Consider the following 24,669-nt stretch of genomic DNA (forward strand, 5'->3'; position numbering starts at 1 on the left):
TGAGGTGCAATTTTGCTCGGACAATCTACCACATCAGCCAACAAAATATCAGCGCAACAGGAACGGAAACTCCTGATCATTTGCCCTACAGATACTTGGGGTGGTGTTGAAAAAAACGTTCGCCTACGTGCTGCGGCAATGGCTCAGCGCGGTCACAGCGTCACGGTATTGCTGTGTGAGAATACGTTCGAGGCTCGCTTTAAAGACCTACCTAACGTTCACCTTGAAACAATGCCGTATAGACCTTCAAATCTGTCACCGAGTCTATATTGGTCGTTTTACCGAAAAATTAAAAAAATCCAGCCTGATTGTGTGTTTGTACCCTTGAAAAAAGACTGGTGGGCAGCCACGCTCGCAGGCTATCTAGCCAAGGTTCCGCAGCGCATACTCTATTTAGGCATTAAACGACGAATCAAAGAAAATCTAAAATACCGTTTACTGTTCAAGTCTCTGAAAGCCTTGCTGATCGTGAACAGCAAAGACCTGAGAACACATCTAAAGTCGAGCAACCGATATTTGCACGACGGGAATCTAAAACTTATTTATAACGGATTCGAACTGCCAGAGTTAGGTGCTGCATTGGGGGGGCTACGATCCAGCTTAGGGATACCCCTAGATGCGCCTGTTGTGGGGTGTGCAGGACGATTTAGCCATCAAAAAGGATTTGATTTACTCCCTGAGATACTGCATCAATTACCGGAAAATGCTCACCTTATCATTGCGGGCGGGGGCGACTTGGAAGATCAGCTATGCCGCCAGTTTAATGACACCGTCGGCAGTGAACGCATTCACTTGATCGGCCCTCAAAATGACATGTCGATGTTCTTCCAAACCCTCGATATATTTCTCTTGCCATCACGCAATGAAGGTATGGCCAATGTTCTGAATGAAGCTTTAAGTTATGGTCTACCGGCCGTGTCTACTCATGTTCCCGGCAGTGCGGAACTACTGGAAGCTGATCCAGACACCCCGGATGACCTGCTTGATTCACCCGGTATCTGGCGCGGCAAACATGGCCTTATCACCCGAGTCAATGACACCGAAGCACTCGCCCGTGCTTTAAATTTACTGATTTCGGGCAAGGTGAAGTTTGACCCCGAGCAGCAACGTGGCAAAATACGTCGCGATCATGATTTAACCATTATGATGAATCTTACCGAACAGATTTTCTTTAACCAAACTTTCGACGAAAAACCAACAACCCCACGTCAAAAGGCGGCCTCATGAAGTTAAAAGAGTTCCTACCCTCATTGATAAAAATGGCACGCCTTAAACAACTGGATCCTGTCAAACTGAACCAAGAAGGCGAACAGGATGTGCCTGTTATTGTTAGTTGCACCAGTATTCCCAGTCGGTTTCATGTATTGGATAAAACGGTTCGCAGTGTCTTAAATCAATCTTGTCCGCCTAAAAAAATGCTTCTCTGGCTGCATGAACGACATAAAAATAGTCTGCCGAAAAGTCTATTGAATATGCAAGGACATAAATTTGAAATACGATTTACGGAACTGGATAGCCCACACTGCAAACTAGTACCCACACTGCTTGCCTATCCAAAAGATATCATCGTTACCTGTGATGACGATTTAATCTATGAGGATTCTTGGCTGGAAACCCTCTACAAAAGTCATAAAGAACATAACAATGACATAATTGCTCACATTGCACGCGTCATTCGCTATGACGACCATGGTATAACTCAGCCCTATCGAACCTGGTCTCAAGAAAGACAGGCCAACACATCACACAATGCTTTAATCCCTATGGGCTATGGCGGTGTGCTCTATCCTTCAGGTTCTTTACCTCAAATGGCAACCGATACACAACTATACAATCAGCTAGCGCCAAAAGCGGATGACCTATGGTTCAAAGCCATGTCTACGTTGAATGGTACAAAAAGCCGCACAACGTCAGAATCAGTAGCATCACCCTATCCAATGCCCAATTCTCAAACGGTTAGCTTAAAGAAGTCTAATGTGCGTCAAGATGGCAATAGGGTACAGTGGGAAGCGCTCGTAAATCACTTCCCTATGCTTAAGGATCTAACATCATCGGTTTAACGTCCACTGCTCCCCTAATTCAAAATCAAAGGATTGGGGTTCGAAGGGAGCACGACCTTTAACGGGGTAATGGGTCAGCTCACCGATGAAAATACGTCCGGATAGCGTAAAAAAGTCTACCCTAACATAATCAAAAGGGCTGGCCAATTTTTCAGCAATACTCAACATCTCATCAAGACATTCAGGTTTTTCGACATCAGGACCGTTATCACGATTCCACTTCACGTCGATTTTTTGCCAATCTTTTCCATATAAGTTCTTATAATAATTATCGAATCGACCAACATCGACCTGTATAAACTTACAATCCCCATGAATCATATGAAATTTATAATCAAAAGGCACACCCAAACTGCCATCATGAAGAAATTCTTCAACCATAACTACCGGGTTTGCGTTTTTGTATGCCCATTCGTGGGCTCTAACCCCATAACGCCTTATGCACCAGTCATTCAGCTTTACAATAGCATCTTCTTTTTTAAATTTACTCTTGTCTTTGACAATAATATTCATGGCAGAACCATGACTGCACTTTAAAACAAACTGATCTGGCAAATCATCAAAGGGAATATCCTTGGCTTTTTCTCCATGCCAATACAGAGGCACTAATATCTTCTCTGCTTCTTCTTTGCCCAGCATATCGGCAATGTACGAACGCACCGTAAACTTATCAGCAACGATGGGTATAAGCGGATTTCTATCGTAGATTTTTTTCCAACAAACCTTTTGATTAAAGCTTTTCGGGTTTTTCAAGTCTAATGAATACCCCGTTAATTTTTTGAATTTCTTTTTCTCTATAGGAAATCCCAAAAGTCTATCAAGCCATGCGAATATACTATTCTCTAAATTTTGAAGAAAAATATTTATTCTTGTTCCAAGGTTGCTGATCAACGCGAACTCCAAAATGCATGATAGTTATAATCATGTTATTACTAAGCTATTGATTTGACAACGCCAACCCCACTTTAGACCGATTCGCCCGCACCAACCGAGCACTGATCTGCTGGCCGATCTTGGCGATGGCTTTGAGGTCTATGCCGGTCTCGATACCCAAGCCCTGCAACAAATACAATACGTCTTCGGTCGCTACGTTACCCGCCGCACCCGGGGCATAGGGGCAGCCGCCCAAGCCAGCGACGGAGCTGTCGATCACCGCAACGCCCTCTTCCAACACTGCGTACAGATTCGCGACAGCCTGGCCGTATGTATCGTGAAAGTGCGCGGCCAGTTGCTCCACCGGAACCTGCTTGCGCACGGCCTCTAGCATCCGTTTTACTTTTAGCGGTGTGCCGACGCCGATGGTGTCACCGAGCGAGATTTCATAGCAACCCATGTCCAGCAGCGCCTTGGCAACCCACGCTACCTGCTCGGGTTTAATGTCACCTTCATACGGACAACCGACCACGGTCGACACGTACCCACGCACGCGAATACCGGCTTTTTGCGCGGCTGCCATAATGGATTCGAAGCGTGCCAGGCTCTCGGCGATAGAACAGTTGATGTTCTTTTGCGTAAAGCTTTCCGAAGCGGCACCGAACACTGCAACTTCGTCGGCTCCGGCCGCCAGCGCATCTTGAAAACCCCGTATGTTGGGTGTGAGCGCACTGTAGGTGATGCCGGGAACGCGCGTGATCTGCTGCAATACCGCCGTAGAATCCGCCATTTGTGGCACCCACTTAGGCGATACAAAACTGCCCGCTTCGATGTAGTTCAAACCGGTTTGCGATAACTGGTCGATCAGTTGCACTTTATCGTCCACCGTCAGGTGCATGGACTCGTTCTGCAAGCCATCACGCGGCCCCATTTCAGCGATGCGAACACGTTGCGGAAAACTCATGCCTCGGCCTCCTCAAAGTCCACCAATTCGACCCCGGCAGACACCGTTTCGCCCGGTTGAAAATAGAAGGCGTTGACCATACCATCGCTGGGCGCCCGAATGCTGTGCTCCATTTTCATGGCTTCCATCACCAACAGTGGCGTATTAGCTTCAACCCGCTGCCCCGGCTCGACCAACAAAGCCACCATGGTGCCGTTCATTGGCGCCGTCAGGCCGTGTGCTGCGGCTTCGTGTTGACCGAAATCCGGCGTTGGCTGACACAGGAAGACATGGCGTTCACCTTGCCAGAATAAGCTCAACTCTTGCCCTTCCGGCTTAGCCGCTAAGTGATAGCCCAGCGTAAATCGATGTTCGTTTAACACCACGGTGGCTTCGTCGATACCAACTTGCCCTTGAATATGACCCAGTGATACAGGCGCTTCACCCGGCGCTGCCATGCGGTGAATATCGAACCCGCCTGTAGCATCTGGCACGAGTTCAAAACGGCTCGGCTCTTCTCGCCACACCAGTTCAATGGATTGCCTTGGGCTGGCATTCAAACGCCAGTCGTCCAAGCTGTGCCACGGATCATCGTCGCCGTCACGATGCCGACGTAAAGCCTGATTCGCCACAAACGCCGCCAGCAAAGGCAGTTGCTCCGCTTGCGTAGATGCAGCCGGAAATAAATCGGCTTCATGGTGGGTGATAAAGCCTGTATCAAGGTCCGCGGAAGCAAACGCCGGATGCGCCGCCAAGCGGTGCAAAAAACTAACGTTGGTGGTCAACCCACCAATTCGATATTGTTCCAAGGCTTGTACCATGCGCCGAATGGCACTGGTGCGGTCCACATCCCATACAATCAATTTGGCGATCATGGGGTCGTAATACATGCTCACCTCGTCGCCTTGCACCACGCCGGTATCCACTCGCACATGGCGGCTTTCGGTGGGCGTTTTCAGGTAGGCCAGTATGCCCGTGGCGGGCAAGAAATCTTGCTCGGGGTCTTCGGCGTAGATGCGCACTTCGAGCGCATGGCCGTTAATGCTGATCTGGTCTTGCGTCAGCGGTAACGGTGCACCCGTGGCCACGCGCAGTTGCCATTCAACCAAGTCCTGCCCGGTGATCATCTCCGTAACCGGATGCTCAACCTGCAAGCGGGTGTTCATTTCCATGAAGTAGAACGAGCCGTCTTCATCGTACAAAAACTCTACTGTGCCCGCGCCTACATAATTGATGGCTTGCGCGGCCTGTACAGCCGCTTCGCCCATGGCTTTGCGCGTGGTTTCACTTAGACCGGGGGCTGGCGCTTCTTCAATCACTTTTTGATGGCGGCGCTGAATGGAACAGTCCCGCTCGGCCAGGTACACGCCGTTGCCGTGCTGGTCGCAGAACACCTGAATTTCAACATGGCGCGGCTTGGTGAGGTATTTTTCCACCAGCAGATCGCCATTACCAAAGGCGTTTTCGCCTTCGCGGCGCGCGGCCTTAATGGCTTCGTCCAGTTCGCTGGCCTGCCACACCACACGCATACCTTTACCACCGCCACCGGCCACCGCTTTCAGCAACACGGGGTAGCCCATGTCTTCGGCGCTTTTACGCAGCAGTTCCGGGTTTTGATCCGCACCGTGATAACCGGGCACCAAGGGTACTCCGGCTTTTTCCATGATCTGCTTCGCCGCGCTTTTCGAGCCCATGGCTTCGATAGCACCGACCGGAGGGCCGATAAACACAATATTCTGCGCGGCGCAGGCACGGGCAAATTCGGCATTTTCCGATAAGAATCCGTAACCGGGGTGAATGGCTTCAGCACCCGTACTCACCGCTGCCGCGATGACTTTATCAATCAGCAAATAGGATTCACGACTGGGTGCGGGGCCGATGTGTACTGCTTCGTCAGCGAGTAAAACGTGCTGCGCTTGCACATCAGCATCAGAATAAACCGCCACCGTGCGCACACCCAAAGCGCGAGCGGTTTTGATCACTCGGCACGCGATTTCACCACGGTTGGCGATGAGGATTTTGTTGAACATGGTCGTTACCCTGTTTGGTTGGTTCGGCCAGAGGGCTGGCCTCCTACGAGTCTAAAAATCGTTTTAAACGGGCCTGGCCGTCCGGCGACACCCGAATTGCGGCAATGCGCTCGCTGGTCATGCGTAGCAGGTCTTCGCTGACCTCCGCGCCAGCTATATCGTCAATCAGTTGCTTGGCTGCCGCCACCGCTACCGCGCTGTTGCCCAGCACCGCGTCACACCAAGCATCAACCGCTTGATCTAAGGCATCCGGCGCAACCACTTCGTGGGCCAAGCCAATCGCCAGCGCTTTGTCGGCACGAATCACTTCAGCGCTCAAGAAATACCGCCGCGCTTGGCGCTCTCCAATCGCGCGAATCACAAATGGCGAAATCGTCGCGGGGATCAGTCCGACCTTCACTTCGCTCAAGCAAAAGCTGGCACGCTCACTGGCGAACACCGTGTCGCAACATGCAGCCAGCCCCACCGCACCGCCATAAGCCGCGCCCTGCACCACCGCTACCGTCGGTTTCGGCAGCCGATACAGGTTGTTCATCAACTGCGCGAGCTGCCAGGCATCCGCCTGATTTTCCGCTTCGCTGTACTTCGCCATGCGTTGCATCCAACCCAAGTCTGCTCCGGCACTGAAGTGTTTGCCTGCGCCTCGCAGGCAGACAACTTTGACATTCGCATCACCCGCAGCATCCAACAGCGCTGCATTCAGCAACCCGATCAAGCCATCATCAAAGGCATTGCTCTTTTCCAACCGATTCATCGTGAGGGTCAGTACCCCCCGATCATCCAAATTCTTCAATAAGTCACTCATTTCGATCTCCAGTGTCCCATATTTCATGCGCCGCCATTGGATATAGAACGGACTCTTTGGGGATAGGGGGAGGTCTTTTCCCGCGCGAACGTACGTCCTGTACGTAACGCGCTAATCGGGCTCCTGCCCTCTGGAAAAGCCTCCCCCTATCCCCTTGAGTCCTCTCCATCACGTCAGAATAATCGGCCTGACGATAGGCTGGTCTTCCTAAACGGTGATCGTCGCTGAGGGGTATGATCAATGAAGGGGGATTCTATTCCAAAGGGCAGGAGCCCGATTAGCGCCTCTTGGGCAGGAAGCCCAAGGCGCGGGAATAGAGATCCCCCTTTGTTGATCAAATACCCCGACTCGCAATCTCTACATCCGGAAGACGCCGAATTTAGTCTCCTCAATGGGCTTGTTCAACGCCGCTGAAAGCCCGAGGCCCAGAACCTCTCGGGTTTGGGCCGGGTCGATGATGCCATCGTCCCATAACCGCGCACTCGCGTAATATGGGTGGCCTTGCGTCTCGTATTGCTCTTGAATAGGCTTCTTAAAGGCCGCCTCCTCTTCTGCTGACCAAGTCTCACCCCGCGCCGCCATTCCATCACGCTTCACCTGCGCCATCACCCCGGCCGCCTGTTCACCCCCCATCACAGAAATGCGCGCATTCGGCCACATCCACAAAAAGTTCGGATCGTACGCCCGACCACACAAACCGTAATTACCTGCGCCGTAACTACCTCCAATGATCATCGTCAGCTTGGGTACTTTCGCACAGGACACCGCCGTCACCAGCTTGGCGCCGTGCTTCGCAATACCTTCCGATTCATACTTCTTACCGACCATAAAGCCGGTGATGTTTTGCAGGAAAATCAGCGGAATCTTGCGCTGTGCACACAGCTCGATGAAGTGCGCGCCTTTTTGCGCCGATTCACTGAATAAAACCCCATTATTGGCGACAATACCGACAGGGTAGCCGTATAAGCGCGCAAAACCGCAAACGAGTGTTGGGCCATATAACTGCTTAAATTCGTCGAAATCTGATCCATCGACCACCCGTGCGATAACCTCGCGGACGTCGTACGGCTTACGCAAATCGGCACCAACAATGCCGTACAGCTCTTTCGGGTCGTACTTCGGCGGTACGCTGGGTTGTTTGTCGATATCAACGCGTTTGGGTCGGTTCAACCGTGCCACGCTGCGCCTAGCGAGGTGCAAGGCGTGCTCGTCATTCAAGGCGTAATGGTCAGCCACACCGGATACCTTGGTGTGTACGTCGGCACCGCCCAGCTCTTCAGCGGAAACCACCTCACCTGTGGCGGCCTTCACCAGCGGCGGCCCAGCGAGGAAAATAGTGCCTTGGTCTTTAACGATGATGGACTCATCGGCCATGGCAGGCACATAGGCACCGCCCGCGGTACACAAACCCATCACCACGGCGATTTGCGGTATGCCTTCGGCGGACATATTGGCTTGATTAAAGAAGATACGCCCGAAATGTTCGCGGTCGGGGAAGACTTCGTCTTGCTGCGGTAAGTTAGCACCACCCGAGTCCACCAAGTAAATACACGGCAAATGGTTTTGCGCGGCAATGGCTTGTGCGCGCAGGTGCTTTTTCACCGTTACAGGAAAGTAGGTGCCGCCTTTTACCGTGGCGTCGTTGGCGACGATCATGCATTCGACGCCGCTGACCCGACCGATACCAGCAACCACACCCGCACAGGCAATGTTGTCGTCGTACATGCCATAAGCGGCCATCTGGCCGATTTCCAGAAACGGCGAGCCGTCATCCAATAAATGACGAATGCGATCACGCGCCAGCAATTTTCCGCGCGATACGTGACGTTCTTGATACTTCACTCCCCCGCCAAGTTTCAATTCTTCGAGCTTCACGTGTAGATCATCCACCAGTGCTTGCATGGCTGCATCGTTCGCCAAAAACTCTGGCGTTCGAGTATTGATTTGGGTCGTCAGTTGGGTCATTGCATCTTCTCTTCCAATAACTGGTGGCTGGCAACGCTGGTTGGTGCCTAGGGGTGTCACGTGGGACGCCGTAAATACGTATCAGACACATCCGTGTGTCTGACCCTACGGGCTCCCTTCGGTCGTGCAAATTCGTTCCTGACGAATTTGTCCCTGTAGGCTCGCCAAGCGCATCCTTGCGCTTGAACGCCCACTTAGCCACCCCTAGGCAACTACCCGCTCACCCCGAAACATCATCGAACCAGACACGATTTCACAGGGTGATGTTTATTTCGATTCTGTAAAAAGCTCTCGGCCAATCAGCATGCGGCGAATTTCAGAAGTGCCAGCGCCGATTTCATAGAGCTTGGCATCACGTAAGAGACGCCCTGTCGGGTATTCGTTGATGTAGCCGTTGCCGCCCAGCAACTGAATGGCGTCCAGCGCCATTTGCGTGGCTTTCTCCGCGGCGTACAAAATCACGCCAGCCGCGTCTTTGCGCGTGGTTTCACCACGGTCGCACGCCTTGGCTACGGCGTAGACATAGGCCCGACAGGCATTCAAGGTGGTGTACATATCGGCCAACTTGCCCTGCACCAACTGGAACTCACCGATGGACTGACCAAACTGCTGACGGTCGTGCACGTAAGGCACCACGATGTCCATGCAGGCTTGCATAATGCCCAACGGGCCACCGGCCAACACCACACGTTCGTAATCAAGACCGCTCATCAATACCTGCACGCCACGGCCTTCTTGGCCAAGAATGTTTTCCGTGGGTACTTTGCAATCGCGGAACACCAGTTCGCAGGTGTTGGAACCGCGCATACCCAACTTGTCGAGTTTCTGTGCGCGCTCGAAGCCGGGGTAATCACGCTCGACGATAAAGGCTGTAATGCCTTTGGATCCGCCGTTCGGGTCGGTTTTGGCATAAACGACATAGGTGTTGGCGTCTGGGCCATTAGTGATCCACATTTTGTTGCCGTTCAGCACATAGTGGTCGCCTTTTTTGTCGGCACGCAACTTCATGCTGACCACGTCTGAACCCGCACCGGGCTCGCTCATGGCGAGTGCGCCAATGTGTTCACCGGAAATCAGTTTGGGCAGGTATTTCGCGCGTTGCTCGGGCGTGCCGTTGCGTTTGATTTGGTTCACGCACAAGTTGGAATGCGCGCCGTACGACAGTGCAACGGAAGCAGAAGCACGGCTGATTTCTTCCATCACTACGACGTGCGCTAAATAGCCCATACCTGCACCGCCCTCTTCTTCCGGTACGGTGATGCCGAGCACGCCGAGGTCACCAAATTTGCGCCACAGGTCGTTCGGAAATTCATTGTCGTGGTCGATGTCGGCCGCGCGGGGGGCGATTTCTTGCTGGGCGAAGGCATTTACTTGGTCTCGTACCATGTCGACCATTTCGCCGAGTTCGAAGTTCAGACCTTTGTATAGGGTGATCATCTCGCATTCCTCATTTTGTTATCTTTATTCTTGAAAGTGCGGTTGGCTTCGAGGTAGAACGTGAGCGTCGGAAAGCTGTGTATACCTATTGTCGGGACGCCGTGAATACATCCGTGTAGGCTCGCCGATGCCATCCTTGGCGTCGAACGCCCGTCAATAGGACTACAGAGCTCTCCGGCTCACTTACCAGTATTCTTAAACCTCACCTTCGCACTCAATAAATTGTCACACTGCCCGCGAGCATTGCTCAGATCTGTACGAGCTGGGTTCATAATCTCTGTTACTGGTACAGGCCAGAGTCGGGTGGGGGTTGGGGTATGTGAGGGCGTTCGACGCCAAGGATGGCGTCGTCGAGCCTACACGGATGTATTCACGGCGTCCCTCAAATACCCCAACCGCTACCTGACTCGGTCAATAACCACATATCAAGCAACGCCGCCTTCCAGCGGCTGCTCGAATCGATAATTCAGTTCAGACTCTAACGCCTGACGCCCGTCTTCCGACATCGCATTCCAACAGCGAGCTTCCGCATTGCGCAGCTCTTCCTGCACAATGCGTAAATCTTGCAATTGCTGTTCTAAAACCGCCTGTTTCTCATGCACCTTGGCAATCATTGCTTGCAACTGCTTATCATTGTTCTTGCTCGTCGCGTCATACAGCACAAACAACTCACGAATTTCTGCCAGCGCAAAACCCAAGCGCTTACCCCGCAAAATCAACTTCAAGCGAACGCGGTCTTGCTTGCTGTAAATGCGCGTTTGCCCACGTCGCGTAGGGAACAAAAGCCCCTCGTCTTCATAGAATCGAATGCTGCGCGGGGTAATATCGAACTCGCGCGACAACTCATTGATACTCCACGTCTCTCTCTGCTTCATAACCACTGCTCTACTGCAACATGCCAATAAAGATAGCCTAAGTTTACGTTTGCGTAAACGTTAATCCAATGCTATTTTTCACCTCATCCTAAAAATAACAATGCCGTGCTATCCACTAATGTTTACAGCACAGGAACAGACAACCGAGATGCAGAGCATGAATTTCAACCTAACCGACGACCAACACGCCTTTATTCAGATGGCAAAGCAGTTTGCCGACGCAGAATTGGCTCCCAAGGCTGCAGAATGGGATCGTACTCATCACTTTCCTGTAGACGTTATCCGCCAAGCCGGTGAACTGGGATTTTGTGGGCTATACACACCCGAAGAACACGGCGGGCTTGGTTTGTCGCGGCTGGATGCCAGCCTGATCTTTGAACAACTGGCCATGGGGTGCACCACCACCACGGCCTATCTCACCATCCACAATATGGTGACCTGGATGGTCGCCAGCTTCGGCACGGACAGCACCCGCGCCGAATGGTTGCCCGGCATGGTGTCGGGGGAATACTTAGGGTCTTACTGCCTCACCGAACCGGGCGCGGGTTCCGATGCAGCTTCACTCCGCACGAAAGCCACCAAAAAGGGCGATGACTACGTTATTTCTGGTAGCAAAATGTTCATCTCTGGTGCCGGGTCAACTGATGTGTTGGTGGTCATGGCACGTACCGGCGAAGCTGGGCCAAAAGGCATATCGGCCTTTGTTGTCCCAGCCAATGCACCCGGCATAACCTACGGCAAAGCGGAAGAAAAAATGGGTTGGAACGCGCAGCCCACCCGCTTGGTGACCTTTGATGAAGTGCACATTCCTGCCAGTCAGCGCTTAGGCGACGAAGGCGAAGGCTTTCGCTTTGCCATGAAAGGGCTGGACGGCGGCCGCATCAACATTGCCTCGTTGTCCATCGGCACCGCGCAACAGGCCGTCAATGAAGCCAAAGCCTATATGCAACAACGGCAACAGTTCGGCAAAACGTTAGACCAATTTCAAGCGCTGCAATTCAAACTGGCCGATATGGTGACGGAGCTGGTCGCGGCCCGCCAATTGGTGCGCTTGGCTGCATTTAAGCTCGACAACAGCGACCCGGAAGCCACTGCGTATTGCGCCATGGCCAAACGCTATGCGACGGATGTCGGATACCAAATCTGCGATGAAGCGTTACAAATACACGGGGGCTATGGCTACATCAAAGAATATCCCCTTGAACGCCACCTGCGAGATACCCGCGTGCACCGCATTTTGGAAGGCACCAATGAAATTATGCGGCTGATCATTGCGCGACGCGTCCTTGCTGAACATGCAGGTGAAATCCTTTAATCAAATAAGGTTAATACTATGATTCAGAGCACCAGCAATCTGCTGCAATACAGCCAAGACGGCCACGTGGGTATCATTACCTTCAACAACCCACCCGCCAATACGTGGACTCTCGAAAGCCTCAATGCGCTGCAAGATCTCATCATCGCATTAAATGAAGACCCCGGCGTGTTTGCCATTGCGCTCAAGAGTGACAGTGAAAAATTCTTTTCAGCCGGCGCAGACTTAAAGTTGTTCGCCAGCGGCGACCGAGCCGTAGGCTACGAAATGGCGCGCGCCTTTGGTGCCGCCTTTGAAGCCCTCAGCGCATTTCGTGGCTTTTCCGTGGCGGCTATTAACGGCTGGGCCATGGGCGGCGGACTGGAAGTCGCCTTAGCGTGCGATGTTCGCTTGGCCGATGAAGGCGTGCAAATGGCGCTGCCTGAAGCCCATGTGGGTTTATTGCCGTGTGCGGGCGGTACCCAAAACCTCACCCGCCTGGTCGGTGAAGGCTGGGCCAAGCGAATGATTTTGTGCAACGAACGAATCAGTGCAGAACAAGCCTTACAGATTGGCCTAGTGGAAGAAGTCACGCCGAAAGGCACAGTGCAAGACGTTGCTTTGGCTCTGGCTCGGCAAGCCTGCTTGCAAAGCCCTAAAGCATTGGCCGCCTGTAAACAGCTGATTCAACATACCCGCCATGGCCTGCACAGTGAAGCCCTGCTGTTGGAACGTGACTTGTTCTTGGACTTGTTCAACACCGAAGACCAGCAAGAAGGCGTGCAAGCCTTTCTAGAGAAACGCGCCCCGGTGTGGAAAAATCGATAACCCACACCACCCCCGGCACCGCATAAGAGAATTGAGAAATGTCCACTGATGTTGTCGTTATGCAAGAAATTCCACTCAGTAATGGCTACTGCTTAGGCCATGCCACATTGAATCATGAAGCCTCACTCAACGCCTTGAGCGGTGACATGATAGAGCGCCTCTTACCGCAGCTCATCGAGTGGGAAGCCAACCCGCAAATTGCCGCCGTTTGGCTTGATGGCATGGGTGAGCGTGCGTTTTGTGCGGGCGGCAATGTGGTGCAGGTATATCATGATATGGTCGATGCACGATTGCTGAGCCATGACGAACTGCCTGATGTACCCGCCGCGCAACAGTACTTTTCGATGGAATACGAACTGGATTTACGGCTCCATCAATACACCAAACCATTAATCGTCTGGGGTTCTGGCATTGTCATGGGTGGCGGCATGGGCTTACTACAAGGCGCACGCTTTCGCATGGTTACTGAAAGCTCGCGCTTAGCCATGCCAGAAATCACCATCGGGCTTTACCCGGATGTGGGGGCCAGTTGGTTTTTAAACCGTACACCCGGTCATCTCGGCTTATTTCTCGCTTTAACCGGCGCACAATTTAACGCCACCGATGCGCTGTTTGCGGGGTTGGCTGACCGCTTTGCCCTAAGCACCGACCGCAACGCCATACTGCAAGCACTCGGGAAATTGGCGTGGACGGGCAACCCGAGGGTCGACGAAGTACTCATCGACCACACCTTAAAAGGCTTCGAGCAACAGGCGACCGACAGCCGACCAGAGGGCAATCTACAGCCACGTTTTGAGCAGATTAACAGTTTGATGGATCATGTTGATTTAGCCTCCATTTACCACGCCATCACCACCCTAGAAGGCACTGATGCATGGTTAACGCGCGCCGCTAACACCCTGCGAAACGGCAGCCCGGCCTCTGCCGTGTTGATCTACGAACAACTACGCCGTGCCAAGTATTGGTCCATCGAAGAAACCTTTGACCAAGAATTGATAGTATCCACCCAATGCTGCCGCCATGGGGAATTTCAAGAGGGTGTGCGGGCTTTGTTGATCGACAAGGATCGGCAGCCCAACTGGCGTTTTAAAACCATTGATGCGGTAGACCCAGCTTACATACAAGCACACTTTATCGCCCCCTAATTGCATCGCAATCAAACAACAGGAGCCATTATGAACATTCAACAATCCGTCATTGCCATTACCGGCGGAGGCCAAGGCTTAGGCCGCGCCATGGCTTTGCTACTTGCTAAACAAGGTGCTCGTCTCGCCCTGCTCGACCTCGACGCCGATAAACTGGATGCCGTGGCCGCAGAATGCCAGGCCTTAGGTGCTGATGCCAGGTGCTACACCACTAATGTCAGTGAAGAAACCTCCGTAGAAGCAAGTTTCGCCCAAATTCTTGAAGATTTCGGCACCCTGGACGTATTGGTCAACAACGCGGGTATTATGCGCGATGGCCTGTTGATTAAAGTCAAAGACGGTGTCTTGGACAAAAAAATGTCGCTGGACCAGTTTAACAGCGTCATTCAGGTCAATCTTACCGGCACATTCCTGTGTGGTCGTGAAGCCGCAGCCATCATGGCACCACAAGGTCATGGCCTGATCATCAATATTGCCTCGGTATCGCGCGCGGGTAATATGGGGCAAAGCAATTATTCGGCGTCCAAAGCCGGGGTATCTGCTTTGGTGGTTACTTGGGCGAAAGAACTGGGTCGTTATGGTGTGCGCGTTGCCGGTATTGCGCCAGGAGCCGTTGCCACCGATATGACCGCCCAAATGAAACCGGAAGCTTTGCAGCGCATGGAACAAATGGCCATGTTGGGACGTTTGGGGGAACAAGAGGAAATTGCGCACAGTGTGCAATATCTCATCGAAAACGACTTCTACACCGGCAGAATTCTGGAAATTGATGGCGGAACACGCGTCTGAGGGCATGCAATTCCAGTGAACTTCGGTATACTGCCGCTGTTTGCTAACAGCGTGGTTTTATGAACATACCTAATATTTTAACCTCTGCGCGTATCCTGATGATTCCGGTCTGCGTCGCCGTTTATTACATTCCGGCTTGGTGGGCGGGCCTGCTCGCGTCCGCTATTTTCATCGTGGCCGCCATTACCGACTGGCTCGACGGCTACCTAGCGCGCAAACTGGATCAGTCCACACCCTTTGGTGCCTTTCTAGATCCCGTGGCCGATAAACTCATTGTCGCTGCAGCCCTAGTGGTGCTGGTCGAAACACACGCCAGCTTCTGGCTCACCATTCCGGCCATTATCATTATCGGGCGTGAAATCGTAATTTCTGCCCTACGCGAGTGGATGGCTGAACTGGGCAAACGCGCCAGTGTTGCTGTGTCGATGATTGGCAAAGTCAAAACCGCCATGCAAATGGCCGCCATTGCGGTACTGCTGGCTGCTATACCGGGTTCCTGGCTGGCCGATATCGGGCTGTACGGTTTAGGCTTGTTGTTATTGCAAGTGTCGGCTGTACTGACCTTATGGTCGATGTTTGTGTACCTCCGCGCCGCATGGCCAGAGATACACTGGAGCTGAAAAACTCGCGGAAAATCAGTCCTTTAGGTTGACAGCACATTTAATTCGCTTACAATGCGCTGCACAAAATGGCTGGATGGCAGAGTGGTCATGCAGCGGACTGCAACTCCGTGAACGCCGGTTCGATTCCGACTCCAGCCTCCATTTTGTCCTACTGCCAACACTTAGGCAGTCTAATATTGCGTTATGTGTGCACCCTAGCATACACCCCTAGTCGCAAAGATCAGGGCCCGGATGGTGAAATTGGTATACACAGGAGACTTAAAATCTCCCGATCATTGCGATCGTGCCGGTTCAAGTCCGGCTCCGGGCACCACTTTCTTATCGTTATGCTTCAACTAAACCCAACACACTCCAAAGTGCGGCAATTAGACTCTTTCCAATGTCGCACGCAAGCGTTTACCGACGAGTTCTGGCGTGGCGCGAGTTAACGATACGGAATCACAATTCTGAAATTGTCGGAACGCTGCAATGGCATCAACCAACGCAGAAAAAACCAAGTCTTCATCGAAACCGTGAGGCTCCAAATACAGCGACTTGATCTCCAACTGACGCGTTTTCCGATGCGCCTTGCAGTCCATCCGGCCAATAAATTCGTCGCGGAACAGCAATGGCAGGCAAAAATAGCCGTACTTGCGCTTATCTGCTGGCACATAACATTCGATCTGATAGTCGAACTGAAACAGTGCTTTCAGCCGCTCACGCTGAATAACGCTGTTGTCGAAAGGCGACAGAATCAACATACGGTTTTTTATGCGCGGCAGCGAGCGTTCGAGCGCATCGGGTTCGACTAAAAACACCTCACCACCGCCCACCCGTATTTGCGCCAAGGTTCGCTGCGCCAGCCGTTCATTTACCAAAGCATTCACCGCCTTGCGCAATCGGGTATCTCGGCGTAAATACGTTATGCCCTTGAGTGTCACCAAGCCATGACACTTCAACTGTTGGTTGACCATGTGTTCCGCGCACTCTTCCGCACTTGGCATTTGGGTATTAACCTGTGCTGGCAAAACGCGCTCGGTCAGATCATAGGTTTTTTGAAAGCCTTCACGGTCGCTGACCATGAGGTCACCTTCCATATACAACTGCTCTAGTGCCTTTTTGGCCGGTTTCCAATCCCACCAACCGGCGGCCGGTTTCTTGGTGTGCGCGTCTAAATCTCTCGAACGTATCGGGCCGTCCGAACGAATGCGTGCCAGCAATTCATTCATCTGTTTCCTATCGCTGTTTTTAAACCAATGGGTTTGGCCGCTTTTAATGGCATGCTTATAAGGTAAAGTAAACCGAAAATCGTCCATGGGCAAAAACGCGGCCGCATGAGACCAATACTCAAAAACATCTCTGTTGCGCAACAGTTTGTGCGTCATCGCCGACTCGAACCCGAGCACACGAGAGTGCAAAACATGGTTATGTGCCCGCTCCACCACGGAAATGGTATCGATCTGCACATAGCCCAGATGATTGACCGCCTTACGCGCCCCCGCCAAACCACGGCCAAAGGGCTGAGGTTGCAGTAACCCTTGTGCAGCTAAAGCAAGGCGGCGCAAACGCGCCAGTTCGCGCGGGGTTTTTATATCAATCATGGTTACCCAATGGTGTCTTTTATGGCTGTCGAGTCAATCGGCTCAACTCGTGAATCAGCGCTTCATAACTCATTTCAGGTTCTTTGGCACGCTCTGCCACTTCTGCTAAATCTTGCTTATCATCAGAGATTAACAAGCGAACGGCTTCATCGATGATTTCAGACGCCGAGCGGCCTGACGAAGCAGCTTTCATCTTCAATGCCTGATGAATCGTTGGGGCAAAATAAACGACCGATTTTTTGGATAATGAACTCATCCCCATACTCCTGTGAACTATGCACAACATTATGGCACCATAACGCTAAAGCACCAGCTAGGGTTGTTTAGCGACGATACGGCAGGCTATCGACTGAGGTGGCATAGTGAATTTGGCCGCTACAAGGCATTATTCATGCTAGAAGACGGAAAGGGCTTTACGGAACCACATGTTAGCTCCGCCAGAATTTTTGCACAGTGCTCAGGATTTTCTGCGGTTATCGATAAGTGCACAATCTTCTTGGAAATTCCTTTTAAATCTTTGCCATTTACTATTAGCCGATCGGTAGGTCCAGTTTAAAATTCCTAACGACTTTCGGATCAAGACAACTTCTCAAGAAAGCGTTCATCGGCACCATATCGTTTGAGGCATAAAAATCCAGCATCAACGTATTGAATTCTTGCTGGCGTTTGGCGGGTACGTTAATAATGGGAAAGCCCGCTGCGAGTAAAATTCCGTTCATCATAAAGCGGCCCATTCGCTTGTTAACGTCCCAGAAGAACTGGGCGCGAGCCATTTGGAGGAATGCCGTAATCGCCTGATCATAGGTGTCGGGTTCGCGCTCAACCATCTGTTGAATCTCTACCCAGCGATCATCCAACTCATTCGGAGCCGGCGGTTCATAATCTGCACCTACAATAGACACATAGCCAGATCGGAAATTGCCCCACTCTAGTGCCTCCTCTTTACCGGCGATACCATACAGTAGAAGCGCGGTGTCTTTATCAAACCTGAACGGCCCTTTGCCAACCAAGTCAAAAAGACGCTCCCACGCCTTGGCTTGGTTCAGTGCCATGTTTTGGTCGCTGATTTTATGGCCGCCCACGGTAATGCCGTCGAGGATGGTTTGAACCTCTGGCAACGTCATCGCCACACCTTCAAGGTTCACGGCATCATAGACCAGTGCTGGCACATCTCTTTTAGCCAACTGTAGCGCTAAAGGGACGTTGGGCTTCATCGCCCACATGTAATCTTGAGGCACCATTGCTACTCTGATCTCACGATGTTAGACATTATTTTCTAAAAAACAGGTATAAGCCGACCACAAAGCTGGCCGCGCCTGCAATGTAGTACGTCATCACTCTATCGGTCTCTGAGCCAGTGACGACCTGTGTTAATTGCGAGCCAACTGAGCCCGACAACTGGTATCCCCAGATAGCCAGACCTGCACCAACAACGAGGAAAGCAAGCCCAACAGCTCGCATCACTTTCTTTGAACTCTTAGCCATCATTAACCCTCAAAAATTAGTCAAACACGCTTTCAACATAAGCACAAAGTTGCGCTCGGTCAAACACGCCGCACCGCAACCACCGTATAGGTATGCCAGTGCTTCATTCTGCCCAAGGCTGTCGAGCCTTGTTCATTGCGTTCATGGCAAATAGCTACCGCATCGGGGTTCATATCAAACCCTTGGACTAGATACCCTTGCTCTGCCATGTAGGCAATATCACTGCCCGTACCACAGCCGCAATCTACCGCTACATGCAAACCCGTCGTGTTCAGCTTGAGCGCCAACTCTGTTTTCGGCGCATGCTTTCGGCCTAGGGCTTTTCCATAATACTGCCGCCATATGTCTTTATTTGCGTCCATATTTCGTGAACTACCTCAATTACCCATATTTTAGTTTTGCACAAACGACGCTATCTAACTAAAGGAGCTATCTAACAAAAGGAGCTATCTAACAAAAGGAGCTATCTCTCGAACGAGACGCCACGCCGTGCCTTCTGCCAAGCCGATCCGCCCATCGTTTGCGGTGATGGCGATGGCGACATTCACCTCTGGAAACAACACCAACAGGGTATACCAGCGGCGGTTCGAGCCATTGTGCCAAACAGCCGTTCCTAGCCCTACGTCAGACTCAGCGTTAATAACCCAGCCACCGGCATAACCGGATAAATCGGGTGTATGCAGCACCTGATACTGCTCCGCAGAAGCCAGCACACCCTTGCCAAGTGCACCGTTCAAGTGCTCATGCGCATAGCGCGCTAAATCTGCCAGTGTCATATGCGACGTTCCCGCAGGCCCAATAATCGGCGTATTGTCAAAATCCGCACTCGCGGCTCGGGTGAAACCCAGAAACCGGTAGTGCCCTCTGGGTAGCCCGGATGGAGGGGCACCAAAACCCGCACTGTGCAATGCCAAAGGATCATAGACCTGAGTCTGAATCAATGACTCCCAAGGCTGATCCATTACTTGCTCTAACATATAACCCGCGATGGTATAGCCCACATTAGAATAGGCAAAAACCTCTCCGGGTGGTGTTTTCGGCGCATGTTGCAGCCGTTGCAATACCGCGGTTTCGCGCGCCCTGCGAATGTCGGCCAGTGTGTCGGGGTGCTTCGCATGGACCAACAGAGAAAAGTTCGCCGGCGCACCGGCAGTATGGTTCAGCAACTGCTTCAGGGTGACGTCACGCCAACCGGAGTGAAACTCTTGTTCAGCGGTTATGATGTCCGCCAAGGTCGTCTGCCAACTTAAATGCCCTTGGTCGACGAGGCGTGCCGCCAATGTGGCCGTTACCGATTTGGTTACCGAGCCTATATGCCAACGATCAGTCACGGCTAACAAGTCGCCAGTACCTATCTTGCGCTCACCAGCCACGGCAATAACCGCATCGTGGTCGCCAGAAACCACTGCTGCACCCAATCCCACCAACCCGGACTCATCCAGATGGCGTTGCAGAAGTTCAGACAATGCTTCGGATGACGGTGCCGCGTACGATTGAATACTTAACATAAACAACATACACCCATATAAAATTCGCATGTTACCTCCTTGGATTTAGACGTCTTCATTCACCTTCAGCGCGCTTGGTAGCGTGCCAAAAACAGCGCCACCGTTTGTTGCAGCACATAATCTTGTTGTTGGGCATCAGGGACTTCTAAGCCGTACAAACGAGGATAAAAAATAAGCGATTTAATCTGGCTGACGAACTGCTTAACAGCCAAATCAATATCGTCAATCGCAAGAACACCATGCGCCACCGCATGCCCTAAAAACCGGCTCAAATAGGTCATGCACCCGAATTTGGCTGTATTAAACTGCTGCGCCAGTTCTGGCCGTTGCAGCATGTGCATAAACGCTACTCGAGCCAGCCGCAAAAAGTCTTCGGAATCCAGCAATAACGCTTCCTGTTGGGCAATGTCCAACAACTGCGCCTCGATAGGTTGCTCTGGATCAAACACGACCTCGGGCGTCTCGCTCAACGACGCCTGCATCTGAACCAGGATGGCATGAAATAACGCTTCTTTCGTTGAAAAATGGTTATACACCGTGCGCTTGGACACATTCGCCTTATCAGCCACCTGATCCATACTGGTTTGTTCAAGCCCGTGCCGACAAAACAAGCGTTCTGCCGCACGCAAAATACTCATACGCTTTTGATCGGAAAGTTTCATGATCACCTCAAATACTTAGGCGCAGTATAAACTTTCCACTCAAAAAGTGCACTGAGCAGTTTACTTTTCAAATCCAATATGTAAACTGCACGGTGTAGTTTATTTTTGGTTTGGCATTATGAAGACAGCAACCCTTGTATTGCTTGGGGTATTTCTGCTTCTGGGAGGATTTATGGTTCGTCATCAAGCTGCTGTACAAGACACGTCATTCAACGAAGCAGGTGATCACTTTTATGATGGGCGATTCCATAACGAAGACGCCGTACCACCTAACACTCTGGCAGCGTTCTTTGGCGTAATGAAACGCTACATAACCGAACGCAAAGTCGATGCTTTCCCCAGTGAGCCGTTACCCATCAACACCTTAAACCAAGCGCAATTGTTGCAACTACCTGACGATGCCTTATTTGTTATTCGACTGGGGCATTCCTCAATATTGTTAAAGGTATATGGAGAATTCTGGCTGATAGACCCCGTTTTTTCAGAGCGTGCTTCGCCCTTCTCTTTCTTGGGACCAAAACGGTTCCACCGCTCACCCATCGACCTCGCCGAACTACCGCCAATCGATAAGGTTTTGATTTCACATAATCATTACGACCACCTCGATAAAACAACCATTCGCTGGTTAAGCAGCCGTGTCAAAGAATTTTTAGTACCCCTAGGAGTAGAACAGGATTTTGTACGCTGGGGTGTAAGTCGGCAGCAGATCCAGTCGTTCGACTGGTGGCAAGAATTGCCAATAAAACAAGGACTTATAGCGTTCACTCCAGCACGACACTTTTCCGGGCGAGGTTTATCCGATGGCAACCGCAGCCTCTGGGGCGGCTGGGTAATCAAGACACCTCACGAAAGCTTGTACTTCAGTGGGGATTCCGGCTATTTCTCCGGCTTCAGTGAAATTGGTCGCAAATATGGGCCGTTTGACCTCACGATGATTGAAACCGGTGCCTACGATCGAGACTGGCCCGCCATCCACATGACACCCGAGCAAAGCGTACAAGCGCATATTGACCTAAAAGGACAGCTCATGATGCCCGTTCACAACGGCACCTTCGACCTCGCCTTTCATGCCTGGTACGACCCTCTTGAGCGGGTGGCGCAAGCAGCCGACCAGCGAGGTGTAACGTTATTAACACCCATACCCGGCACCCCATTTAATGTGCGGCAACCGGTCGCCAGCGAACCTTGGTGGCAAGCGCTGATGCCACAAAAACCAGCACAGCCTTAAAGGCACAAAGGATACTCTGAAACAAACATTGGCCAAACGCTGTAGAACAGCGAATTAAACCACCACCCGAGGGCATGATGTTCGGGACGAAAATAGATTAATCGAGCGCCGCGCGCACCCCACCAGCCGGCGCACGCATCTGGTGTATTTAACGGACGCCGGGAGAGCGCTGGAAACCCCCGCGACGAACGAAGCGAATGCCATCACCTCATCGCGCTGCCCGGCTTGAGCCGTGATTTTGTTGATATAACCAATCATCCTAGCGTTTCCCAACGAGTGCCAAACTTGTAATTATTCTTCGCCAGAGCAAGGGTTGCGCGCCAAGGGCAGATCAAGCACTCTATTATAGCTCGGCGATATGCGTAAGGGTTTCTGGGTACTGCTTTACCAGCCTTAACAGAGTGACTGCCTGCCCATTTGGTGCACTACGCCCTTGCTCCCAGTTTTCGAGGGTACGGGAAGATGTATGGAGTAAACTCGCAAAAACACCACGAGACATATTGAACTGCTCACGGATATTCACGATTTCATCAGGTGAGATTGTAAGTTCACTGACATCATTTATTTGATGAGTTTTAAGGGTAAGCTTGCCCTCTGAATGCTCTTTAGCTTCAACAAGAGCTGAGCTTAATTCGGCAAATAAATCACGTTTGCTCATTGCGCCATGCCTCCATAAAAGCCTTTAACTGTTTCGTTTGGTCTGCGGTTAAATCAGACATTTCATTCTTGCCGTAAATTGTCAGCAAGTAGAAGCGTCGCTTTTCATCGAGGAAGTAATAGATTACCCGAGAGCCACCACGCTTACCTTTGCCCTTACTGGCAACCCGAATCTTTCGCAAGCCACCTGTGCCTTGAATTACGTCACCATGCTTTGGGTTCGACATTAGCTCGATTTGGAACAGCCTGAACTCTTCTTCGCTGAAGTATTCATCACGGTATTTTGCAAAAATTGTCGATTCGACGAATAAACTTTTCATGCGCAAAGTGTACGCACCTAGCGTACAGACATCAAGCCTGAACTTTATTCACTCTCCACCTGACGAAAACGACGGTACGCTAAATACCGCCACCCTTTTTCCAGCGGCCCCTGACCATACTTTTGCTGCCAAAAACTAGCGAACCACAGTTGCAAAACGGTTAACCCAACAACCAAACTCAGCAGCTCAGGTCGGCCGAGTTGCCCCCAATACTGAGGCACCAACCAAACAAAAATCAGATACGTCAAAACGCTCTGAGAAATGTACAACGTAAACGCCATCTTCCCGGCATTTTTCAGCAGACGAACCAACACATTGCCACTGGTAGCCGCCAGCACCAACAGAGAACAATACCCGATGGCCGACAACAAACCCGTCAGCATCATCAACAACATCGTGGCGAAACCCACATCTGAACTGAAACCGACTTCAGCGCGCAACTGCTGCACCCACCAACCCAACGCTAAACCCAAAACTAAACTGGCTAAGCCCCAAGGTATGAAACGGCTCTGATGGAAGAAACCTTTCTTATAGAGCAGAATGCCAATCAGCATCAAACCTGTGTTATGCCAGAGGGCAGCCGCCGGGATGAACAACAAGAATTGGCCAAAGTCAGCAGCTTGAGCCATCAAGCGGTCAGGATAACTTGTCCACGTCTGCTGCAATGCAGACAAGGCTTCAGGGCTCAACGGCACCTCGGACATTACCATTGGCACGCCCTTAAAAAATACCGCCGCAACCAGTGAAAGCATCAACAACTGGCCTAATACCAAAAACAACAGCGCCAAGCCAAACTGCTTTTTGTTGCTCATGCCCAACAGCCAAACCAACAAAAACCCACAGCATGCATAGAGCGTTAAAATGTCGCCAACGAAAAGCAAGAATCCATGCAACAGTCCGAACAACAACAGCCAGCGCAGCCTTGAAAACAGTCTGGCACGTGCCGGGAGGTCTTTTGCCAGAGCACTTTGATACTGAATGTACAGCCCCACACCAAACAACAGGCTGAACATAGACATGAACCGGCTCTCAAACACCAAACTCTGCAGGTGATACAACGGCACTTCTAAACCAGACAAGCCCTCACGCCAAAACGGGCTGTAATAGGCCTCTATCGGCGTTGCCATCGCCATGATGTTCATGAAAAGTATGCCAAGAATGGCAACACCACGAATTAAATCCAAACTTTCTATGCGTTCAGCCATTTTTGCCTTCCATATTTGATGGTCTGATCCTGAATTCAGGATCATCAAATCAGTTGCGAGGTTCCTGTGTTGGACGCACATGTTTGTTTGCGGTGAGATCTTGAAGTGACCCCGAAATGTACTTATGAATGATACTCGACACAAACGTTTGATACGGAATGCCCTCTTCCGATGCTCGCGACTGAATAGCCGTTAAATCCCGGTTCGAAATTCGAATATTTATCCTCTTGTCTTTCTTGAAGGTGTTGGTGGCGATAGCCTCCAACTCCCGTTTTCGAGATTCAGTTAATACGGATTCAAACTCGCCAGCTTCTACAGCATCAAGCAGAGCTTTCTCTTCAGTCGATAACTTGCCTT

At 51.5% G+C, this 24,669-nt stretch carries 26 protein-coding genes and 2 tRNA genes; 10 read left to right on the top strand and 18 right to left on the bottom strand.

The genetic code is table 11. The annotated features are described in order from the left end of the window. The first annotated feature begins 12 nt into the window (after window positions 1-12). Entirely contained in the window at window positions 13-1,227 is a 1,215-nt protein-coding gene (locus ACFOSD_RS10100; protein WP_380696100.1) for a glycosyltransferase, read from the top strand. Beyond that, on the top strand, window positions 1,224-2,060 hold the full coding sequence (locus ACFOSD_RS10105; RefSeq protein WP_380696102.1) for a glycosyltransferase: 837 nt from the start codon (window positions 1,224-1,226) through the stop codon (window positions 2,058-2,060). Before ACFOSD_RS10100 ends, ACFOSD_RS10105 begins: the two co-directional genes overlap by 4 nt. Here the strand turns inward: ACFOSD_RS10105 and ACFOSD_RS10110 are convergent. The 7 genes from ACFOSD_RS10110 to ACFOSD_RS10140 all read right to left on the bottom strand — a co-directional run bounded on the left by ACFOSD_RS10110 (window position 2,049) and on the right by ACFOSD_RS10140 (window position 10,988). After that, complete coding sequence (locus ACFOSD_RS10110) at window positions 2,049-2,951, bottom strand: ATP-grasp fold amidoligase family protein (protein ID WP_380696104.1); 903 nt, start codon at window positions 2,949-2,951, stop codon at window positions 2,049-2,051. The two genes, ACFOSD_RS10105 and ACFOSD_RS10110, sit on opposite strands and share 12 nt — an antisense overlap. A 46-nt stretch (window positions 2,952-2,997) precedes the next feature. Beyond that, the gene (locus ACFOSD_RS10115) at window positions 2,998-3,897 is read right to left on the bottom strand and encodes a hydroxymethylglutaryl-CoA lyase (protein ID WP_380696106.1); all 900 of its coding nucleotides are present in this window, start codon (window positions 3,895-3,897) and stop codon (window positions 2,998-3,000) included. After that, a complete protein-coding gene (locus ACFOSD_RS10120) occupies window positions 3,894-5,906 on the bottom strand; it encodes an acetyl/propionyl/methylcrotonyl-CoA carboxylase subunit alpha (RefSeq protein ID WP_380696108.1) in 2,013 nt (670 codons plus the stop codon). The genes ACFOSD_RS10115 and ACFOSD_RS10120 overlap by 4 nt, the downstream gene beginning before the upstream one ends. A gap of 43 nt (window positions 5,907-5,949) precedes the next feature. Further along, complete coding sequence (locus ACFOSD_RS10125; protein ID WP_380696110.1) at window positions 5,950-6,711, bottom strand: enoyl-CoA hydratase-related protein; 762 nt, start codon at window positions 6,709-6,711, stop codon at window positions 5,950-5,952. Window positions 6,712-7,068: 357 nt separating this feature from the next. Then, complete coding sequence (locus ACFOSD_RS10130) at window positions 7,069-8,676, bottom strand: carboxyl transferase domain-containing protein (protein WP_380696112.1); 1,608 nt, start codon at window positions 8,674-8,676, stop codon at window positions 7,069-7,071. A 267-nt stretch (window positions 8,677-8,943) separates the two neighbouring features. Further along, complete coding sequence (locus tag ACFOSD_RS10135) at window positions 8,944-10,113, bottom strand: isovaleryl-CoA dehydrogenase (RefSeq protein WP_380696114.1); 1,170 nt, start codon at window positions 10,111-10,113, stop codon at window positions 8,944-8,946. A 425-nt stretch (window positions 10,114-10,538) separates the two neighbouring features. Then, window positions 10,539-10,988, bottom strand: a complete 450-nt coding sequence (locus tag ACFOSD_RS10140) for a MerR family transcriptional regulator (protein ID WP_380696116.1) — start codon at window positions 10,986-10,988, stop codon at window positions 10,539-10,541. Window positions 10,989-11,145: 157 nt separating this feature from the next. Here ACFOSD_RS10140 and ACFOSD_RS10145 point away from each other — a divergent pair, with 157 nt between their 5' ends. The 7 genes from ACFOSD_RS10145 to ACFOSD_RS10175 all read left to right on the top strand — a co-directional run bounded on the left by ACFOSD_RS10145 (window position 11,146) and on the right by ACFOSD_RS10175 (window position 15,980). Next, window positions 11,146-12,303 (top strand): acyl-CoA dehydrogenase family protein, encoded by a 1,158-nt coding sequence (locus ACFOSD_RS10145; RefSeq protein WP_380696118.1) that lies wholly within the window; start codon window positions 11,146-11,148, stop codon window positions 12,301-12,303. Window positions 12,304-12,321: 18 nt separating this feature from the next. Continuing rightward, on the top strand, window positions 12,322-13,110 hold the full coding sequence (locus ACFOSD_RS10150; RefSeq protein WP_380696120.1) for an enoyl-CoA hydratase: 789 nt from the start codon (window positions 12,322-12,324) through the stop codon (window positions 13,108-13,110). A gap of 38 nt (window positions 13,111-13,148) precedes the next feature. Next, window positions 13,149-14,255 carry an enoyl-CoA hydratase/isomerase family protein gene (locus tag ACFOSD_RS10155; protein WP_380696122.1) on the top strand — a complete coding sequence of 369 codons (1,107 nt, stop codon included), beginning with the start codon at window positions 13,149-13,151 and terminating at the stop codon, window positions 14,253-14,255. A 30-nt stretch (window positions 14,256-14,285) separates the two neighbouring features. Continuing rightward, a complete protein-coding gene (locus ACFOSD_RS10160) occupies window positions 14,286-15,044 on the top strand; it encodes an SDR family oxidoreductase (protein ID WP_380696124.1) in 759 nt (252 codons plus the stop codon). A 59-nt stretch (window positions 15,045-15,103) separates the two neighbouring features. Further along, on the top strand, window positions 15,104-15,664 hold the full coding sequence (gene pgsA / locus ACFOSD_RS10165) for a CDP-diacylglycerol--glycerol-3-phosphate 3-phosphatidyltransferase (RefSeq protein WP_380696126.1): 561 nt from the start codon (window positions 15,104-15,106) through the stop codon (window positions 15,662-15,664). 70 nt (window positions 15,665-15,734) lie between these two features. Then, window positions 15,735-15,808, top strand: a tRNA-Cys gene (locus ACFOSD_RS10170). Between the two features lie 84 nt (window positions 15,809-15,892). Further along, window positions 15,893-15,980, top strand: a tRNA-Leu gene (locus ACFOSD_RS10175). A 52-nt stretch (window positions 15,981-16,032) separates the two neighbouring features. Here the strand turns inward: ACFOSD_RS10175 and ACFOSD_RS10180 are convergent. The 7 genes from ACFOSD_RS10180 to ACFOSD_RS10210 all read right to left on the bottom strand — a co-directional run bounded on the left by ACFOSD_RS10180 (window position 16,033) and on the right by ACFOSD_RS10210 (window position 20,902). Then, window positions 16,033-17,247 (bottom strand): winged helix-turn-helix domain-containing protein, encoded by a 1,215-nt coding sequence (locus ACFOSD_RS10180; protein ID WP_380696128.1) that lies wholly within the window; start codon window positions 17,245-17,247, stop codon window positions 16,033-16,035. A 19-nt stretch (window positions 17,248-17,266) separates the two neighbouring features. Next, window positions 17,267-17,503 carry a hypothetical protein gene (locus ACFOSD_RS10185; protein WP_380696130.1) on the bottom strand — a complete coding sequence of 79 codons (237 nt, stop codon included), beginning with the start codon at window positions 17,501-17,503 and terminating at the stop codon, window positions 17,267-17,269. Between the two features lie 274 nt (window positions 17,504-17,777). Further along, a complete protein-coding gene (locus tag ACFOSD_RS10190) occupies window positions 17,778-18,488 on the bottom strand; it encodes a Fic family protein (protein WP_380696132.1) in 711 nt (236 codons plus the stop codon). Window positions 18,489-18,516: 28 nt separating this feature from the next. Next, the gene (locus ACFOSD_RS10195) at window positions 18,517-18,735 is read right to left on the bottom strand and encodes a DUF3185 family protein (protein ID WP_380696133.1); all 219 of its coding nucleotides are present in this window, start codon (window positions 18,733-18,735) and stop codon (window positions 18,517-18,519) included. Between the two features lie 56 nt (window positions 18,736-18,791). After that, window positions 18,792-19,094, bottom strand: coding sequence for a methyltransferase domain-containing protein (locus ACFOSD_RS10200; protein WP_380696135.1), 303 nt, complete (start codon window positions 19,092-19,094; stop codon window positions 18,792-18,794). An 84-nt stretch (window positions 19,095-19,178) separates the two neighbouring features. Beyond that, entirely contained in the window at window positions 19,179-20,270 is a 1,092-nt protein-coding gene (locus tag ACFOSD_RS10205) for a serine hydrolase domain-containing protein (protein ID WP_380696137.1), read from the bottom strand. 35 nt (window positions 20,271-20,305) lie between these two features. Then, window positions 20,306-20,902, bottom strand: coding sequence for a TetR/AcrR family transcriptional regulator (locus ACFOSD_RS10210; RefSeq protein WP_380696139.1), 597 nt, complete (start codon window positions 20,900-20,902; stop codon window positions 20,306-20,308). Window positions 20,903-21,074: 172 nt separating this feature from the next. Between ACFOSD_RS10210 and ACFOSD_RS10215 the strand changes: the two genes are divergently transcribed. Further along, on the top strand, window positions 21,075-22,130 hold the full coding sequence (locus tag ACFOSD_RS10215) for an MBL fold metallo-hydrolase (protein ID WP_380696141.1): 1,056 nt from the start codon (window positions 21,075-21,077) through the stop codon (window positions 22,128-22,130). Window positions 22,131-22,473: 343 nt separating this feature from the next. Here ACFOSD_RS10215 and ACFOSD_RS10220 read toward each other — a convergent pair whose 3' ends face one another. From ACFOSD_RS10220 to ACFOSD_RS10235, 4 genes are all read right to left on the bottom strand, one after another. After that, the gene (locus ACFOSD_RS10220; RefSeq protein ID WP_380696143.1) at window positions 22,474-22,788 is read right to left on the bottom strand and encodes a helix-turn-helix domain-containing protein; all 315 of its coding nucleotides are present in this window, start codon (window positions 22,786-22,788) and stop codon (window positions 22,474-22,476) included. Then, window positions 22,775-23,107, bottom strand: a complete 333-nt coding sequence (locus tag ACFOSD_RS10225) for a type II toxin-antitoxin system RelE/ParE family toxin (protein WP_380696145.1) — start codon at window positions 23,105-23,107, stop codon at window positions 22,775-22,777. The genes ACFOSD_RS10220 and ACFOSD_RS10225 overlap by 14 nt, the downstream gene beginning before the upstream one ends. Before the next feature lie 44 nt (window positions 23,108-23,151). Beyond that, on the bottom strand, window positions 23,152-24,312 hold the full coding sequence (locus ACFOSD_RS10230) for a DUF418 domain-containing protein (RefSeq protein WP_380696147.1): 1,161 nt from the start codon (window positions 24,310-24,312) through the stop codon (window positions 23,152-23,154). A 49-nt stretch (window positions 24,313-24,361) separates the two neighbouring features. Then, the coding region (locus ACFOSD_RS10235; RefSeq protein WP_380709174.1) for a CopG family antitoxin at window positions 24,362-24,669 on the bottom strand (308 nt) is incomplete at its 5' end.

It is taken from the genome of Salinispirillum marinum, assembly GCF_042650105.1.
In the GTDB taxonomy this organism is placed as follows: domain Bacteria; phylum Pseudomonadota; class Gammaproteobacteria; order Pseudomonadales; family Natronospirillaceae; genus Salinispirillum; species Salinispirillum marinum.